A 14541-nucleotide genomic window follows, 5' to 3' on the forward strand; every position below is an offset into this window, starting at 1 on the left:
CCTAATTGCCTCTGAGTTCGCCTTCGCCGCCGACATCGGCAAAACCCCATTCCTTCACGTCGATCTCGAAATCGACGCGGGAGTACATCCGTCCGCGGCATATTTTCATTTGCGGCAGCGGCAGCTCCTGTTGCGCCCTCAGCCGGTCCAGAAGCTCCTCCAGCAGCCAGCGGGGAATCTTGTCCCGCTCTGTGGGATAGATCCATCGGAAGTTGAGAATTTGGATGAGAAGCACTTCCCAATGGACTTCGAGATAGGCGAGCAGCTTGCGCCAATCGATCGCATCATGTGCCTTCAAGATGACATGCGCGACATCGGCGCCATCGTAGCGATGTCGCAGCTGGACAAAGCACTTCGACCAGACCAGCTCGGTCGGGCTGACGATCCTGACCGTGTGGCCGCACATTTCGACCTTTCGCGCATCTTCGAACCAGTCATCGCCGACCGGCATCGTTCCGTTGGAGGAAGCGAAGATGACATCGAAGAAATGATTGCCCTTCAGCACTTTCCCGAGCCAGCGCTCGTCTTCGACTTCGACCGCGTAGCCTTTCGATTTGAAGTGACCCAAGATGCGGGCATAGTCACCCGCCTTGCAAAATATGTCGAAATCCTTCGTCTGGCGCGAGATGCCGGTGTAGGCACAGACGGCGTAGGTGCCGGCGACGAGAAAAGGAATCCGTGATTTGACGAGCTCCTGGACGGCTTCGGTAACGAACGGCTCGGCCGCCGGATCGATAAGCTGCGGAAACGCCTTTGCCTTCATCAGCGCATCATTGTCTCTGCCTCGTCCGGCTGTTCGCACGGTCATCGTCGATTCCTGCGTTTGATACGCAAAGCAACACCTGGAGCGGTTCAATGTTCCGGCCCTGCGCTGAAGGCAGTCGCCGTGAGAGCTGTTCGTCAAGCCCGCCCGATTGCTCCGGAACTTCGCTATCTCCGTGTCGTTTGGACGATGAGACGCATGTCGCGTCTCTCCAGCCCCCGGGTGATGATTGGAGGATGTCATGGACAGACGAGCGAAGATATCGACAGGCGCGAACGACAGGCCGAGAAACGAAACCATTGCCGGAAGCGGCCCGGGTATTCCCGACGACAGCGGCCGTGTGGTCGAGCTGACGGATGAGGAAATCAAACGCACGAAAGCTTCGCTGCTGCGCGACGGGCTCGGCGATCTCAAGGACGAGCTCGACGAGCAGATCGACCTTCCGCAAAGGGGCGCGCCGTGACCGAGGTCAGAAAAGTCGGCCCTTCCGCCTCAGGCTCGGGGTACGATGATGTAAAGCCGCCGTGGCGAATGATGATATTCGTCATCACCATTTTTCTCCTCGCTTGTCTGGCCGCTCTGGCTTTCGTGCTGACCACATATCCGGGCGAATCCGATGATAAATCAGCCACGCCGGCGACGGAGCAGGCACGATGAGCGACGGGGATAAAGATCCTGTTCAGCGACCGTCATCCTCTTCGGCAGGCAAACGCACCAGGCTCAATGCCGGCAGAGTTGCGCTCATCCTGGTCGGAACGGTCGGTGTCGTGGCGTTCATCCTCTATGCCACGATTGTTTTCTACGGCCTTCTCATGGGGTCATGAGAACGCATCCGCCTGCTTGGTAGATGTCATCGATCACCGAAGCAACCGCGACGAACTCTTCAGCGGCAGGGTCGTAGCGCTGTCCTCGAGCGAGTCTGCTCGTCCAATCCACGGCGGCTCGGCCGCCCCATTCCTCCGGCGGTTCGACCAGGATTTCGCGCGATGTGCCTGATAGCCTTGCGGCGGTGAAGTCATAGAACGATCCGTCGACATTCCTGAATGAGGCGCCTCCGTCGGTTCCGAAGAAGTCGGCGCCGATCACGGCATCGCAACCGGCCTGTAGCCGCCACGACGATGTCAGACGGAGCACTTGGCCGCCGGAGAGAGTGAGCGTCGCCGCGGCAAAGTCCTCGACGGAGCCGCTTTCCTCAAGCCTTTTTCCACCGGCGCGCAGCTCGCTCGTGACGGTGGTGACGGATGGAAAATCGAGGCACCATAAGGCGAGGTCAATGAGATGAACCCCGAGATCGATAAGGCAACCGCCGCCGGACAGCGTCTTGTCGTAGAACCAGGGCTTGTCGGGGCCATAGGCGTTATGAAACGTCAGGTCGGCCGCGAACACCTTCCCGAGAGCACCGGAGCGGATGAGCTCACGGATTTGCCGCATGCCCTCCGTATGGCGATAGGAAAAGTCGACCCCAAGCAATCTGTTCGCTGCCTTGGAGGCACCGACGACGGCTTTCACTTCCGACGCCGTTCGGCCGAGCGGCTTCTGGCAGAAGACGGCAATACCGGCCTCGAGCGCGCGGATGGCCTGCTCGGCATGACTGGCGCTCGGCGTGGCAATGACGACGCCGTCGAGCTGCTGATCGAGCAGTTCCTCCAGATCGGCGGCGATCACGGCATCGGGCGCGAGCGCTTGAGCCTGCCGCACCATCTCCACCGAGGGGTCGGCAATGGCGATGGCCTCGGCCAGGCCGCTGTCGAGCACCGCTTTCATCCGGTGCCGACCGATCCAGCCGACGCCGAGAAAACCGAGCTTCACCTGGCTGAGGGCGGTCGCCGCCTCTGCCGCAACCCGCTCATTCATCAATATTGCACCAAGGCTTTGAGAAAACCGTCGGGGCGATCGCGTGTGGTATTCAGCGCTTCGTCCAGTCGATCCAGGGGATAGGTGTGCGTATAGAGCGGTTGGGGATCAATTCGGCCCTGGCGCACGGCATCGATCGCCTGGCGAATGCCCTTCATGTAAATGACGGGATCACGCTCGTGAGCGTTGATGACATCGAGCCCGCGCCAGTTCCAGAGCTGCATGTTCACCTGGCGAGGGCCGTCCTGGTGATAGCCGGCGATAACAAGTCGGCCCCTCTCCTTGGCAAGCTCGCCCGCCAGGTCGAGCGGCCATTGTTTGCCTACCGCTTCGATGACGCAGTCGCAGAAAGTTCCATCCGTCAGCGTCCTGACGTCCTCGATGATGCGCCAGTGATCGTCCATCGGGATGACCTCGGTAGCGCCCATCCTCCTTGCGACATCGAGCGAATAGGGCCGCCGAGAGATGGCGATCACCCTTGCCCCCGCCGAGGCGGCGAGCCGGGTCAGGAGGGCACCAATAAAACCAATGCCGATAATGGCGACGGTCTGGCCGCTTTCGATACCGCTGCGACCGAAGATGTTCATGGCGCATCCAAGCGGCTCGCCCGGAAACGGCTGACCTTCCAATTCTTTGGGCAGCACGGCAACCATCGCGGCATCCGCAAGGTCGTGCGTGGCGTAGGCATGGTAGGACAGTGCGGCGACCCGATCGCCCTCTCGAAGGGCTGTGACGCCGCCACCAACGGCATCAATGACTCCCCAGCCCTCATGGCCCAACCCGCCGGCCTCGGTCGGAAACGTCATCCATTCTGGTCCTGCCCAGGGCGTGAGGTTCGAGGCGCAGACGCCGCAGCCTTCGAGTTTTACTCTGACCTGGCCCGGACCGGGTTCCGGTAAAGGGCGGGTCTCCAGCGAGATTTGTCCGGGGCCGGTGACGATCGCAGCCCGCATGAGGTCGGCCTTTTGGCTCGCCAAAATGTCCATGGGATATCCTCCAGGTAAGGCGTCCCTCGAACCGTCGGTCTTGCGAAGAGTTCCCGCTGGAAGTCAAAGAAGTCATAGATGATGAAGTCAATAAAGATGTCATTGAAGAAGGAACTTTTCCACCTACGCTCGGTTCGGCCGCTATCTCCGAAGCAATTTCTTCAACCGGACGGATCCAATAATGACGATCTTGATAACAGGTGGGTGCGGCTTTATTGGCCGCCATGTTGCTGAAGAACTTCTGCAAAGCGGCTATGATGTGCGCATCCTCGATGCCTTGATCGACCAGGTGCATGCCGACGCCGAGATTGTCGTGCCGGAGGGTGCCGAGGTCGTTCGCGGTGACGTCAGGGACAAGGACGCAGTGCGCGCGGCGCTCGCAAATGTCGACGGCGTCATCCATCTTGCCGCCGAAGTCGGCGTTGGGCAATCAATGTATGAAATTGCCCGTTATGTCGGCTGCAACGACCTCGGAACGGCAGTGCTGCTCGAAACCATGATCGGCATGCCTGTCGGAAAGATCGTCGTCGCTTCCTCCATGAGCGTTTATGGAGAAGGGCTTTATCTGACCGCAGGCGGCAGACGGCTCGGATATGTCAGGCGGCGAAGCCATCATACCAAGCGTGGCGAATGGGATCCGCTCGGACCCGATGATGAGCCGTTGACCCCCGTCGCCACCGACGAGGAGAAGCCGGTCGATCTGGCTTCGATCTACGCCTTGACGAAATATGCTCAGGAGAAACAGGTCCTGATCTTCGGCGAAGCCTATCGTCTGGATGCCGTTGCCCTGCGTCTTTTCAATGTTTTTGGCGCCGGCCAAGCCCTTTCCAACCCCTATACCGGCGTGCTCGCAAATTTCGGCTCGCGGCTGGCCAACGGGCAGCCGCCGATGATCTTCGAGGACGGCAAGCAGCGGCGCGATTTCGTCCATGTGCGCGATGTGGCGAGGGCTTTCCGGCTTGCCCTGGAGAAGCCCGCGGCATCGGGCCAAGTGATCAATATCGGCAGCGGCCAGGCCTATTCGATCGCCGACGTCGCAACGCTTCTTGCCGACGCGATGGGCGTTCCGGAGATCGCCCCCGATATTATGAACAAGGCGCGTTCCGGCGACATTCGCAATTGCTTTGCCGATATCTCCAAGGCACGTGAACTGCTCGGCTTCGAGCCCAGATACCATCTCGAAAATTCGCTCGGTCCTTTCGTCGACTGGGTCCGGCAGACGGGGGCGATCGACCGCGGCGCCGAGATGAAGCGGCAACTGGAAGAACGGGGGCTGGTTTCATGAACAGGACCGGTTCTCGAGGATCCAGCCAGCGGGAGACTCGGCGCTTCGGCTTCGTCGAATGGTTCAGACCGGGAGAACATGAGCGGGCCGAGACACTGCTGCCGGATATTCTGGCGAGCGGCGCCAGTTATCTCAGGACACATCTATCCTGGGCGGAATATCTCGCGCCGGGCGGCCAGGAATGGTTCGATTGGCTGATCCCGCGCGTCGGCAGCGAAATCGATCTTCTGCCCTGCATCCACTACACGCCGCCATCCCTGTCGCGGACGGGCAAGTCCTCCGGCGCGCCGGTCGATCTCAAATCCTATGCCGACTTCGTCGATCATATCCTGACCCGTTACGGCGGCTATTTTCGTCATATCGAACTCTGGAACGAGCCGAACAATCTGCTCGACTGGGATTGGCGCCAGGACAGCGATTTTCTGCTCTTCTGCGAGATGATAGGCGGCGCCGCCTATTGGGCCAAGCAGCGAGGCTACAAACCGGTGCTTGGCGGCCCGTGCCCCTTCGATCCATATTGGCTCAACCTGATGGGCATACGCGGCGTGCTCGGTGTCGTCGATGCCGTCGGCTTCCACGGCTTTCCCGGGACTTGGGATAGCGAAGAGGCGACCTGGGGCGGTTGGGACATGCATCTGGGCGAGATGCGCGGGATTATCGATCGCTATAATGCCCATGCCGAGATCTGGATTACCGAGGCCGGCTATTCCACATGGCGCAATGACGAGATCGAGCAGGCGCGACGCTTCATGAAGGCGCTCACTGTCCCAGCCGACCGCATGTATTGGTATTCCTGGCGCGACGTACCGCCGGATGTTCCGGTTCAGGAAGGCCTGTGGTTCGACCCGCGGCATTATCATCTCGGCGCGGTCACCCACGACAACAAGCCGAAGCTGCTTGCCCGTCTCCTGATGGAGGGAGGTGTTAACAGGCTGGAGGCGGTCGCAGCGCTTGCCACCCCTCGAATCGCCTCCGGTGCCGCGCCGATCGTTGTCACCGGCGGGAGCGGGTTTGTCGGCTGCAATTTGGCGGACAACTTGCTGAACGACGGGGAGGACGTCGTCATTCTGGATAGCCTGGCACGATCGGGAGTCGATCAGAACCTTTCCTGGCTGATAGAACGGCACGGGGAGCGGGTGCATCCGGTTCTTGCGGACGTTCGTGATCTGATGGGGATCGAAGCTGCCTTTTGTGATGCCAAGGCTGTCTTTCATTATGCTGCCCAGACGGCTGTGACCACGAGCCTCGTCGATCCGCTGGAGGATTTTGAAACGAATGCTCGCGGCACCCTGAATGTCCTGGAAGCGGTGCGTAAGGCGGGCAGGCGCGCGCCGGTCATTTTCGCCAGCACCAACAAGGTCTATGGTGCTCTTGATGATCTTGGCATGATCGACCTCGACGATCGTTACCTTCCCGAGAGCGAAATCGTCAGGGAGCAAGGTATCGGCGAGGACCGCCCCCTCGATTTCTGCACTCCCTACGGCTGCTCGAAAGGCGTTGCCGACCAATATATTCTAGACTACGCCAAGTCCTTCGGAATACCGGCCGCGGTGCTGCGCATGAGCTGCATCTATGGGCCTCGCCAATTCGGCACCGAGGACCAGGGCTGGGTCGCGCATTTCCTGATCCGGGCTCTTGGCGGAGAACCCATTTCCATCTACGGCGACGGTAAGCAGGTGCGCGACATCCTCCACGTGAACGATGCCGTCGCCGCCTATCGGTCGTTGCTTGCGAATATTGATCGCGTCAGCGGCAATGCCTTCAATCTGGGCGGGGGGCCGCGTAACGCCGTCAGCGTGCTGGGGGTGCTGCGCGCGATCGAAGAGCTGACGGAACGTCCCGTCGCAACGAGCTTCGGCCCGTGGCGCGCCGGCGACCAGTTCTATTTCGTGGCAAACACGCAAAAGCTGGAACGCGAAACCGGCTGGGAGGCCCGCATTGGATGGCGAGACGGCCTGCGGCATCTCGCCGAATGGCTGATTGTCAATCGTTTCGGCGGTCGGCAGATCCCCAGGGAAAAGCGGAAGGTATCGGCATGATCCGACGGGAGCGACACAAGGGGCATCGCCGCGTGGTGATGACGGTCGATGCCGTGGGCGGCGTCTGGCGCTATGCCATGGATCTCGCCGCGGCGCTGAGGCCGAAGCAGGTTGAGATGGTCTTCGCAGGGCTTGGTCCCAGCCCCGGCAAGGAAAAGGTGGCCGAGGCAAACCAGATCGGCAAACTCGTCTGGCTGGACGCGCCTCTCGACTGGATGGTGGAGAACGAAAAGGCAGTTGCGCACGTCCCACGCCTGATTGCTGATCTTGCTCGCCGCGAAGAGGCCGACCTTCTGCATCTCAATCTGCCGTCGCATGCGGCTTACATGCAAACGGATCTGCCGGTTATGGCGGCGTGCCATTCCTGCGTCGTCACCTGGTTCGCCGCCGTTCGCGGAAGCCAGGTGCCGCAGGACTGGCAGTGGCAATATCGGCTCAACCAGGCCGGTTTTGCGCGCGCGGATGCCGTGATAGCGCCGAGTCGCAGCCATGCCGCAGCGATGCAAGCCGTCTACGGGCCAATCGCGGACCTCCAGGTCGTTCACAATGCGAGCGCTCTTCAAACGTCCGAGGAACCGAAGCGGAGTTTCGTTCTCGCTGCCGGGCGGTGGTGGGATGACGGGAAAAATGCCGCGGTTCTGGATGCTGCGGCAGGCATGACGCGCTGGCCCGTGGTGGCGGCCGGCGCAAACAACGGTCCTAACGGACAATCGATGCAGTTTCGCCATGCCGACCATCGCGGCGAGCTTCCGCATCCCCAGATGGCAGCCGCGATGCGGCAGGCCGCCATCGTGGCTTCGCCTTCGATCTACGAGCCGTTCGGCCTTGCAGCTCTCGAGGGGGCGAGGGCGGGCGCGGCATTGGTACTCGCGGATATACCGACCTATCGGGAGATCTGGGAGGACGCCGCCCTGTTTGCCGATCCGCGTGATCCTGAGGCTTTTGCCGATGCGTTCAACACTCTTGCCGATGATCCGCAACGGCGCGCTACGCTTGGATTGAAAGCGCGCGTGCGATCTGAGCGCTTCAGTCTCGACGCTCAAGCGAAGGCAATGTGCGGAATTTACTCCGGCATGTTTGGCCGCCCCTTTTCAACAGCAGCGGAATGATCATGAAGTTCGTCTTTTATACCCATTCGCTGATTTCCGACTGGAACCATGGCAACGCACATTTCCTTCGCGGCGTCATGCGGGATCTCCAGCGGCGCGGTCACGAAACGCTGGCATTGGAGCCGGAAGACGCCTGGAGCCGCACCAATCTCGTCAGCGATCAAGGGCCGGCCGCCGTCGAGCGTTTTCATCAGGTCTTTCCGCAGCATCGCTCGGATTTCTACGACGAGGCTTTCGACCACGAGGCGGCACTTGGCGATGCCGATGTCGTCATCGTGCACGAGTGGACGGCACCGCGACTGGTCGAGAGCCTCGGGCGCATCCGGCGCAAAGGCGCGGCCTTCACCCTGCTCTTTCACGATACGCATCACCGGGCCGTCTCGGCCGAAGGGGACATCGCGTCGCTCATGCTTGACGACTACGACGGGGTGCTGGCCTTCGGGCAGACCTTGCGTGAGCGCTATCTTCGTGCAGGCTGGGGAAAGTCCGTCTTCACCTGGCACGAGGCAGCGGACGACGCGCTGTTTCGGCCGTTGCCGGATGTCGAGAAGTCAGGCGACCTCATCTGGATCGGCAATTGGGGCGATGACGAGCGATCGGCTGAGATTGCCGAGTTCCTGATCCGGCCCGCCAGAGATCTGGCGCTGAAGACGATGGTTCGCGGCGTTCGCTACCCTGACCATGCGCTGGATGAACTTCGCAACGCCGGCATCGCTTATGGCGGCTGGATCGCCAACGCCGATGTTCCGACCGCCTTTGCTCGCCACAAAGTGACGGTACACATCCCGCGGCGACCTTATGTCGAGCACCTGCCCGGTATTCCGACGATCAGGGTCTTCGAGGCACTAGCCTGCGGCATACCCCTGATCTCGGCACCTTGGGCTGATGTCGAGCATCTCTTCACCCCAGCCCGGGACTATCTGCCCGTCGGCAATGGCGAGGAGATGAAGAAGAGCCTGCGTGCCGTCCTCTTCGATACAGATCTCGCCGCGAGCCTCGCTGCAGCCGGTCTTGCGACCATCAAGGCGCGTCACACCTGCCGGCACCGCGTTGATGAACTGCTGGAAATTCTGGCGAACTGCGGCACGAGCAAGGTCACTGCGAAGCTTCAGCCATGGGAGGCGGCGGAATGAAAATCGCATTTTATGGTTCTAGCCTCGTCTCTGCCTATTGGAATGGTGCCGCCACTTACTATCGCGGCTTGCTGCGGGCGCTCGCGGGGAAAGGCTATGAGATCACCTTCTACGAGCCCGACGTCTACGATCGGCAGAAAAACCGCGACATCGATCCACCGGACTGGTGCAGGGTCGTCGTCTACGAGGGAACGATCGACGCATTGAAGACCGTTGCCGGCGAAGCTGCCAGGGCCGATATTGTCGTCAAGGCGAGCGGCGTCGGTTTCGAAGACGATCTGCTGCTGGAGGAAGTCCTTCGCAACGCGCGACCGCGAGCCCTGAAAATCTTCTGGGACGTCGATGCCCCGGCAACGCTTGCCGAACTCAGGGCCGATCCCGATCACCCGTTGGGCCGAGCGCTCCCGAAGATCGATCTTGTGCTGACCTATGGCGGCGGCGATCCTGTCGTGAGTGCATACCGCTCCATCGGGGCAGCCGAATGCATTCCTGTCTACAATGCGCTCGACCCGCAAACTCATCATCCGGTACCGGAGGACGGCCGCTTTGGCGCCGATCTCGGTTTCCTCGGCAATCGCCTGCCGGACCGGGAGGCCCGGGTCGAGCGCTTCTTCCTGGAGCCTGCCTCTCGTCTGCGGGACCGGAAATTCCTGCTCGGTGGCTCCGGCTGGCAGGACAAGCCGATGTCGCCGAATGTCAACTACATCGGCCACGTGCCGACGCGCGACCACAACGCCTTCAACGTTACTCCCATGGCGGTTCTCAACATATCGCGTGCCAGCATGGCGGAGACCGGATTTTCGCCCGCGACGCGGGTCTTCGAGGCGGCCGGCGCCGGCGCCTGCCTCATTACCGATTATTGGCAGGGCATCGACCTGTTCCTTAAGCCCGATGAGGAGATTCTCGTTGCGCGCGATGGCGAGGATGTGGCTGCCCTGATGGCTGGTCTGTCGCGCCGCGGCGCCCAGGAAATCGGAGAGCGGGCGCGCCGGCGCGTGCTGGCCGAGCACACATACGCCAATCGCGCCGAAACGGTAGATGCGATCTTTCGCGCCCGCCTCGGCGCGCGCGTGGAGGCAGCGGAATGACAAGGCCGCTCGACATCGTCTTCCTCGGCCTTTCGCTTTCCTCGTCCTGGGGAAACGGCCACGCGACGACCTATCGCGCGCTCATCAAAGGCTTGCGGCAGGATGCTCACCGCGTTCTGTTCCTGGAGCGAGATGTTCCCTGGTACGCCAATCACAGGGACCTCGCTTCGCCTGACTTCTGCGAGCTCGGTTACTATTCCGATCTGAATGCCATGATCGAGCTTTACGGTGAAAGGCTGCGCAAGGCCGACGCCGTTATCGCGGGATCCTATGTACCGGATGGCGTGGCGCTGATCGACAGGCTCGCTGCGTTGGAGTTGAAAAGTCTCTGCTTCTACGACATCGACACGCCGGTGACCTTGTCCAAGCTCGACCGCGGCGATGAGGAATATCTGGCGCTGCGGCAGATACCGCTGTTCGACGCCTACTTCTCCTTCTCAGGAGGAGAGGTGCTGGCGCGATTGGTGCAGGACTACGGTGCACGGAGCGCCGTTGCCCTCTACTGCTCCGTCGATCAGGAGCGCTACGCAAATACGGGAGAGGCTGCCGCATGGGATCTTGGCTATCTCGGAACCTACAGCCCGGACCGGCAGCCGACGCTGGAGCATCTCCTCCTGGAGCCGGCGCGCCGTCTGCCGGAGATGCGCTTCGTCATCGCCGGATCGCAATTTCCTGATGAGATCGAGTGGCCGGCCAATGTCGAACGCATCAAGCATCTGGCGCCAGCCGAACATGCAAGTTTTTACAGCCGGCAGCGATTCACACTGAACGTTACTCGCCGCGACATGATTGCCGCCGGCTGGTCTCCCAGTGTGCGACTCTTCGAGGCCGCCGCCTGCGGAACGCCGATCATCAGCGACTTCTGGCGCGGCCTCGGCGAGCTATTGCCGGACGGCGAGGCCCTGTTCATAGCGCGCGCGCCGGAAGAGGTTGTGGCGCTGCTGAGGGAACTTCCCGACAGCGACCGCTTGTCGGTCGCGGCTGCCGCCAGGAAAGTGGTGATGAACAGTCATACGGGGGCTGCGCGTGCTCGCGAATTCGCCCGCGCTCTTTCGCAACTGCCCGCTAATCCAGCTTTGGACCGTATCTCAGCGTAAGGAGAGTATCGATGCTTCACGTCAATCATCGCCGGAAAGGAAAGACTGCTCTGGTTGCAGGGGGCGCCGGCTTTGTCGGCTCGCATCTCTGTGATGCGCTTCTCGGCCGCGGCGATACGGTCATCTGCGTCGACAGCTACATTACCGGGTCGCGGGACAATGTGAGGCCGCTGATGAACCATCCGGGTTTCCGGCTTATCGAAGAGGATATTTGTGCAGTCCTGAAGATCGACGAGCCTCTTGACCAGATCTACAATCTGGCCTGCGCTGCATCGCCGCCGCAATATCAGGCGGATCCGGTTCATACGATGATGACCTGTGTCGCCGGCACGGGCAACCTTCTCGCGTTGGCCGAACAGCACGGGGCATCCTTCCTCCAGGCCTCGACAAGCGAGGTCTATGGCGACCCGGCCGAGCATCCGCAGCGAGAGGATTATCGCGGCAACGTCAGCTGCACGGGGCCACGCGCCTGCTACGACGAGGGAAAGCGCGCCGCCGAAGCTCTCTGCTTCGACATGCTGCGGGTCAGGCGCGTCGACGCACGGGTCGCCCGCATCTTCAACACCTATGGACCGCGCATGCAGGCCAATGACGGCCGGATCGTCTCCAACCTGATCGTGCAGGCCCTGTCCGGGAAGCCTCTGACCATCTATGGAAGCGGCACACAGACGCGATCCTTCTGCTATGTCAGCGATCTTGTCGGTGGTCTCATAGCCCTGATGAACGTGCGGCCAAACCCCGGCATGCCTGTCAACCTCGGCAATCCTGGGGAGTTCACCATCAATGAGCTTGCCGAGATGGTTCGTTCAATGATGGCGGTTCGGACCGTGCTCGCCTACAAGGCGCTGCCGAAGGACGATCCCCAGCGTCGCCGGCCTGATATTTCCCGCGCGATGGAGCTTCTCGATTGGCAGCCGACGGTACCGCTTGCCGAAGGGCTGCGATATACAATCGACTGGTTTGCCGCCAATCTGGACGATAGCCCACGCAAGCGAACAGGAGCGCCTCGCTCTCGTCGCAGAATGGCGGCCTCGCAGGCCGCCTCCCTGGAGAGCTGATCGAAAGGCGGATGCACGATGATGAACCCGTCTTTGAAACGGCGTATCAAAGAATTGGGCCCCTGGTTCCATAATATGCGGCTGGGGGAGATCGAGACCGCGCCGGACCATTTTCTCGGCGACTACCCGGCATTCAAATGGGACGGTTTCAAACATGTGGTGCCTGACGATCTTGCAGGCCGCAGCGTTCTTGATATCGGCTGTAATGCCGGATTTTATACCCTCGAGATGAAACGCCGCAACGCGGGCCGGGTTCTCGGCATCGATAGTGATCCACGCTATCTCGAACAGGCCCGTTTCGCCGCCGATCATTTTGCCCTCGACATCGAGTTCAGGCAGATGTCGGTTTATGAGGTTGCACAACTCGGCGAAACCTTCGATCTCGTGCTCTTCATGGGTGTCCTTTACCACCTGCGCCATCCGTTGCTGGCACTTGATCTGCTCTACGAACACGTGGTTGGCGATCTCATGCTGTTCCAATGTCTGCAGCGGGGCGAGGAGCGGATTGCCCCGCTTCAAGATGACTATGAATTTTCGGAATGGAACGTTTTCGACCGGCGGGACTACCCGACGCTGTTCTTCGTCGAAGAGCGCTATGCGGCCGATCCTACCAACTGGTTCATCCCGAACAAGGCAGCGGTCGAAGCCATGTTGCGAAGCTCCGGATTTGTGTTGGAGGCAAATCCCGAGCGCGAGGTTTATCTTTGTCGCCGAGGCCGGCGGCCCTACATGGTCGAGCCGCCGCCCGCTTGAGGCGATCGCTCGACAGGACAATGCAGGTCCACAATGTTGAAAGGTACGGGACCGTTTTCGTTTGCCATTGTTGCGATCCTCGTCATCGCGACCTTGGTCTGGTTCGTGACCAAACCGCATCCGCTTTTTGCTGCCGGAGATCCTCGATTAACGCCCGGGGATGCGGAGCGGGGCCGATTGGTATTTGCCGCGGGCGGCTGCGCCTCCTGCCATGCTTCACCGGGTCAACCCGATCGCCTGAAACTGGGCGGCGACCTCGCTCTGGCCTCTCCTTATGGAACGTTTCGGGTCCCAAATATTTCGCCCGATCCGCAGGCCGGCATCGGCTCATGGTCGGTCGCCGATCTGGCCAATGCGCTGATTGCCGGCGTGTCTCCGTCGGGACGGCATTACTATCCCGTGTTTCCCTATGCCAGCTACACCGGCATGACGCTTGACGATGTCAAGGACCTCTATGCCTATCTGCACACGCTTCGGCCGGTCGCGGAGCGTCCGCAGCCGCACGATATCGATCCGATTTTTCGCATTCGACGCTTCGTCGGCTTCTGGAAGCTGCTCTTCTTTCATCAAGGCCGGCCGGGGGGGAATCCGCTCGGCGATCCGATGCATGATCGCGGAGCCTATCTGGTCGAAGCGCTCGGCCATTGCGCCGAGTGCCATTCCTCCCGCAACATCTTCGGCGCAATCAAGCCCAAAACCCGGTTTGCCGGAGGGGTGAGTTCCGAAGGCGTCGGCTTTAATCCGAACATCACGCCGGAGGGCATCGGCTCGTGGTCCGAGCAGGATATCGCCGAAATGCTTCGGAGCGGCAAGACGCCCGATCACGGTTATGTCGGCTGGTCCATGGCCGATGTCGTGGAGAACACATCCGAGCTTCCCGAGCCGGACCGCATCGCCATGGCTCGATATCTGAAGTCGTTGCCGCCGCGACCGACGCCGCATCCGTAAATCTGGTGAACGGTTTTGCCGTCGCTCAATGCCTCAACGGCCATAGAGATAGGCGGCGAGGTCACGGGCCTCCGCTTCGGAAATGCCGGTGGCCGGCATCGCGGTCTTCGGCGAATAGGCCTGCGGCGTAACGATCCAGCCGACCAGATTATCGGCGGAATTGTTGAGCACGCCGGCAATATAGACTCGTTCGCGCAGACCGGACAGGTCGCCGCCGACCTTGCCGTCGGCGCCCTCTATGCCCGGAATCGTGTGGCATCCGGCGCAGCCATAGCGGCGGAAGATCGCCGGTGCGCGTGCGGGATTGCCTTTCGTCATCGCGATCGCAGCGGCTTGGCGTTCGGAGCGCTGGCGATAAATGTCGGTCAAGAACACCGCTGCCGCCAAGCTAGCCATGCAGGCAGCCGCCACGAAAGCAGGCCGAAGCG

16 protein-coding genes are annotated in these 14541 nt (G+C 61.2%); 12 read left to right on the forward strand and 4 right to left on the reverse strand.

The annotated features are described in order from the left end of the window. Position 1: 1 nt before the first annotated feature. The gene (locus AMC88_RS29870; RefSeq protein WP_064830237.1) at positions 2–808 is read right to left on the reverse strand and encodes a nucleotidyltransferase family protein; all 807 of its coding nucleotides are present in this window, start codon (positions 806–808) and stop codon (positions 2–4) included. 196 nt (positions 809–1004) lie between these two features. On the opposite strand from AMC88_RS29870, the gene AMC88_RS29875 reads away from it, so the two are divergent. Genes AMC88_RS29875 through AMC88_RS33835 form a run of 3 tightly spaced genes read left to right on the forward strand, consistent with a single transcriptional unit; the run spans position 1005 to position 1587 of the window. Continuing rightward, positions 1005–1226: a hypothetical protein gene (locus AMC88_RS29875; RefSeq protein WP_064830238.1), complete on the forward strand. Its 222-nt coding sequence runs from the start codon at positions 1005–1007 to the stop codon at positions 1224–1226. Continuing rightward, positions 1223–1420 carry a hypothetical protein gene (locus tag AMC88_RS33465; RefSeq protein WP_141397919.1) on the forward strand — a complete coding sequence of 66 codons (198 nt, stop codon included), beginning with the start codon at positions 1223–1225 and terminating at the stop codon, positions 1418–1420. The genes AMC88_RS29875 and AMC88_RS33465 overlap by 4 nt, the downstream gene beginning before the upstream one ends. Continuing rightward, a complete protein-coding gene (locus AMC88_RS33835; protein ID WP_016735663.1) occupies positions 1417–1587 on the forward strand; it encodes a hypothetical protein in 171 nt (56 codons plus the stop codon). The genes AMC88_RS33465 and AMC88_RS33835 overlap by 4 nt, the downstream gene beginning before the upstream one ends. Here AMC88_RS33835 and AMC88_RS29880 read toward each other — a convergent pair. Both AMC88_RS29880 and AMC88_RS29885 read right to left on the reverse strand, forming a co-directional pair. Continuing rightward, positions 1574–2617, reverse strand: coding sequence for a Gfo/Idh/MocA family protein (locus AMC88_RS29880; RefSeq protein WP_064830239.1), 1044 nt, complete (start codon positions 2615–2617; stop codon positions 1574–1576). The genes AMC88_RS33835 and AMC88_RS29880 overlap by 14 nt on opposite strands. Then, positions 2617–3603, reverse strand: coding sequence for an MDR/zinc-dependent alcohol dehydrogenase-like family protein (locus AMC88_RS29885; RefSeq protein ID WP_064830240.1), 987 nt, complete (start codon positions 3601–3603; stop codon positions 2617–2619). The genes AMC88_RS29880 and AMC88_RS29885 overlap by 1 nt, the downstream gene beginning before the upstream one ends. 181 nt (positions 3604–3784) lie before the next feature. Between AMC88_RS29885 and AMC88_RS29890 the strand changes: the two genes are divergently transcribed. The 9 genes from AMC88_RS29890 to AMC88_RS29930 are packed head-to-tail and all read left to right on the forward strand — an operon-like array spanning position 3785 to position 14113. Then, complete coding sequence (locus AMC88_RS29890; protein WP_064830241.1) at positions 3785–4888, forward strand: NAD-dependent epimerase/dehydratase family protein; 1104 nt, start codon at positions 3785–3787, stop codon at positions 4886–4888. Then, positions 4885–6927, forward strand: coding sequence for an NAD-dependent epimerase/dehydratase family protein (locus tag AMC88_RS29895; protein WP_064830242.1), 2043 nt, complete (start codon positions 4885–4887; stop codon positions 6925–6927). The genes AMC88_RS29890 and AMC88_RS29895 overlap by 4 nt, the downstream gene beginning before the upstream one ends. Beyond that, on the forward strand, positions 6924–8036 hold the full coding sequence (locus tag AMC88_RS29900) for a glycosyltransferase family 4 protein (RefSeq protein ID WP_225884110.1): 1113 nt from the start codon (positions 6924–6926) through the stop codon (positions 8034–8036). The genes AMC88_RS29895 and AMC88_RS29900 overlap by 4 nt, the downstream gene beginning before the upstream one ends. A 2-nt stretch (positions 8037–8038) precedes the next feature. After that, the gene (locus AMC88_RS29905; protein WP_064830243.1) at positions 8039–9169 is read left to right on the forward strand and encodes a CgeB family protein; all 1131 of its coding nucleotides are present in this window, start codon (positions 8039–8041) and stop codon (positions 9167–9169) included. Next, the gene (locus tag AMC88_RS29910; protein WP_064830244.1) at positions 9166–10257 is read left to right on the forward strand and encodes a CgeB family protein; all 1092 of its coding nucleotides are present in this window, start codon (positions 9166–9168) and stop codon (positions 10255–10257) included. The genes AMC88_RS29905 and AMC88_RS29910 overlap by 4 nt, the downstream gene beginning before the upstream one ends. Continuing rightward, a complete protein-coding gene (locus AMC88_RS29915) occupies positions 10254–11354 on the forward strand; it encodes a CgeB family protein (RefSeq protein WP_064830245.1) in 1101 nt (366 codons plus the stop codon). The genes AMC88_RS29910 and AMC88_RS29915 overlap by 4 nt, the downstream gene beginning before the upstream one ends. A gap of 11 nt (positions 11355–11365) precedes the next feature. Further along, a complete protein-coding gene (locus AMC88_RS29920; protein WP_037145988.1) occupies positions 11366–12412 on the forward strand; it encodes a UDP-glucuronic acid decarboxylase family protein in 1047 nt (348 codons plus the stop codon). An 18-nt stretch (positions 12413–12430) separates the two neighbouring features. Then, positions 12431–13165, forward strand: coding sequence for a TIGR04290 family methyltransferase (locus AMC88_RS29925; RefSeq protein ID WP_064830246.1), 735 nt, complete (start codon positions 12431–12433; stop codon positions 13163–13165). A gap of 33 nt (positions 13166–13198) precedes the next feature. Continuing rightward, the gene (locus AMC88_RS29930; protein ID WP_064830247.1) at positions 13199–14113 is read left to right on the forward strand and encodes a cytochrome c; all 915 of its coding nucleotides are present in this window, start codon (positions 13199–13201) and stop codon (positions 14111–14113) included. Between the two features lie 33 nt (positions 14114–14146). On the opposite strand, the gene AMC88_RS29935 is transcribed toward AMC88_RS29930, so the two are convergent. Further along, complete coding sequence (locus AMC88_RS29935; RefSeq protein WP_185185218.1) at positions 14147–14509, reverse strand: c-type cytochrome; 363 nt, start codon at positions 14507–14509, stop codon at positions 14147–14149. Positions 14510–14541: the final 32 nt, after the last annotated feature.

The organism is Rhizobium phaseoli (assembly GCF_001664385.1).
In the GTDB taxonomy this organism is placed as follows: domain Bacteria; phylum Pseudomonadota; class Alphaproteobacteria; order Rhizobiales; family Rhizobiaceae; genus Rhizobium; species Rhizobium phaseoli.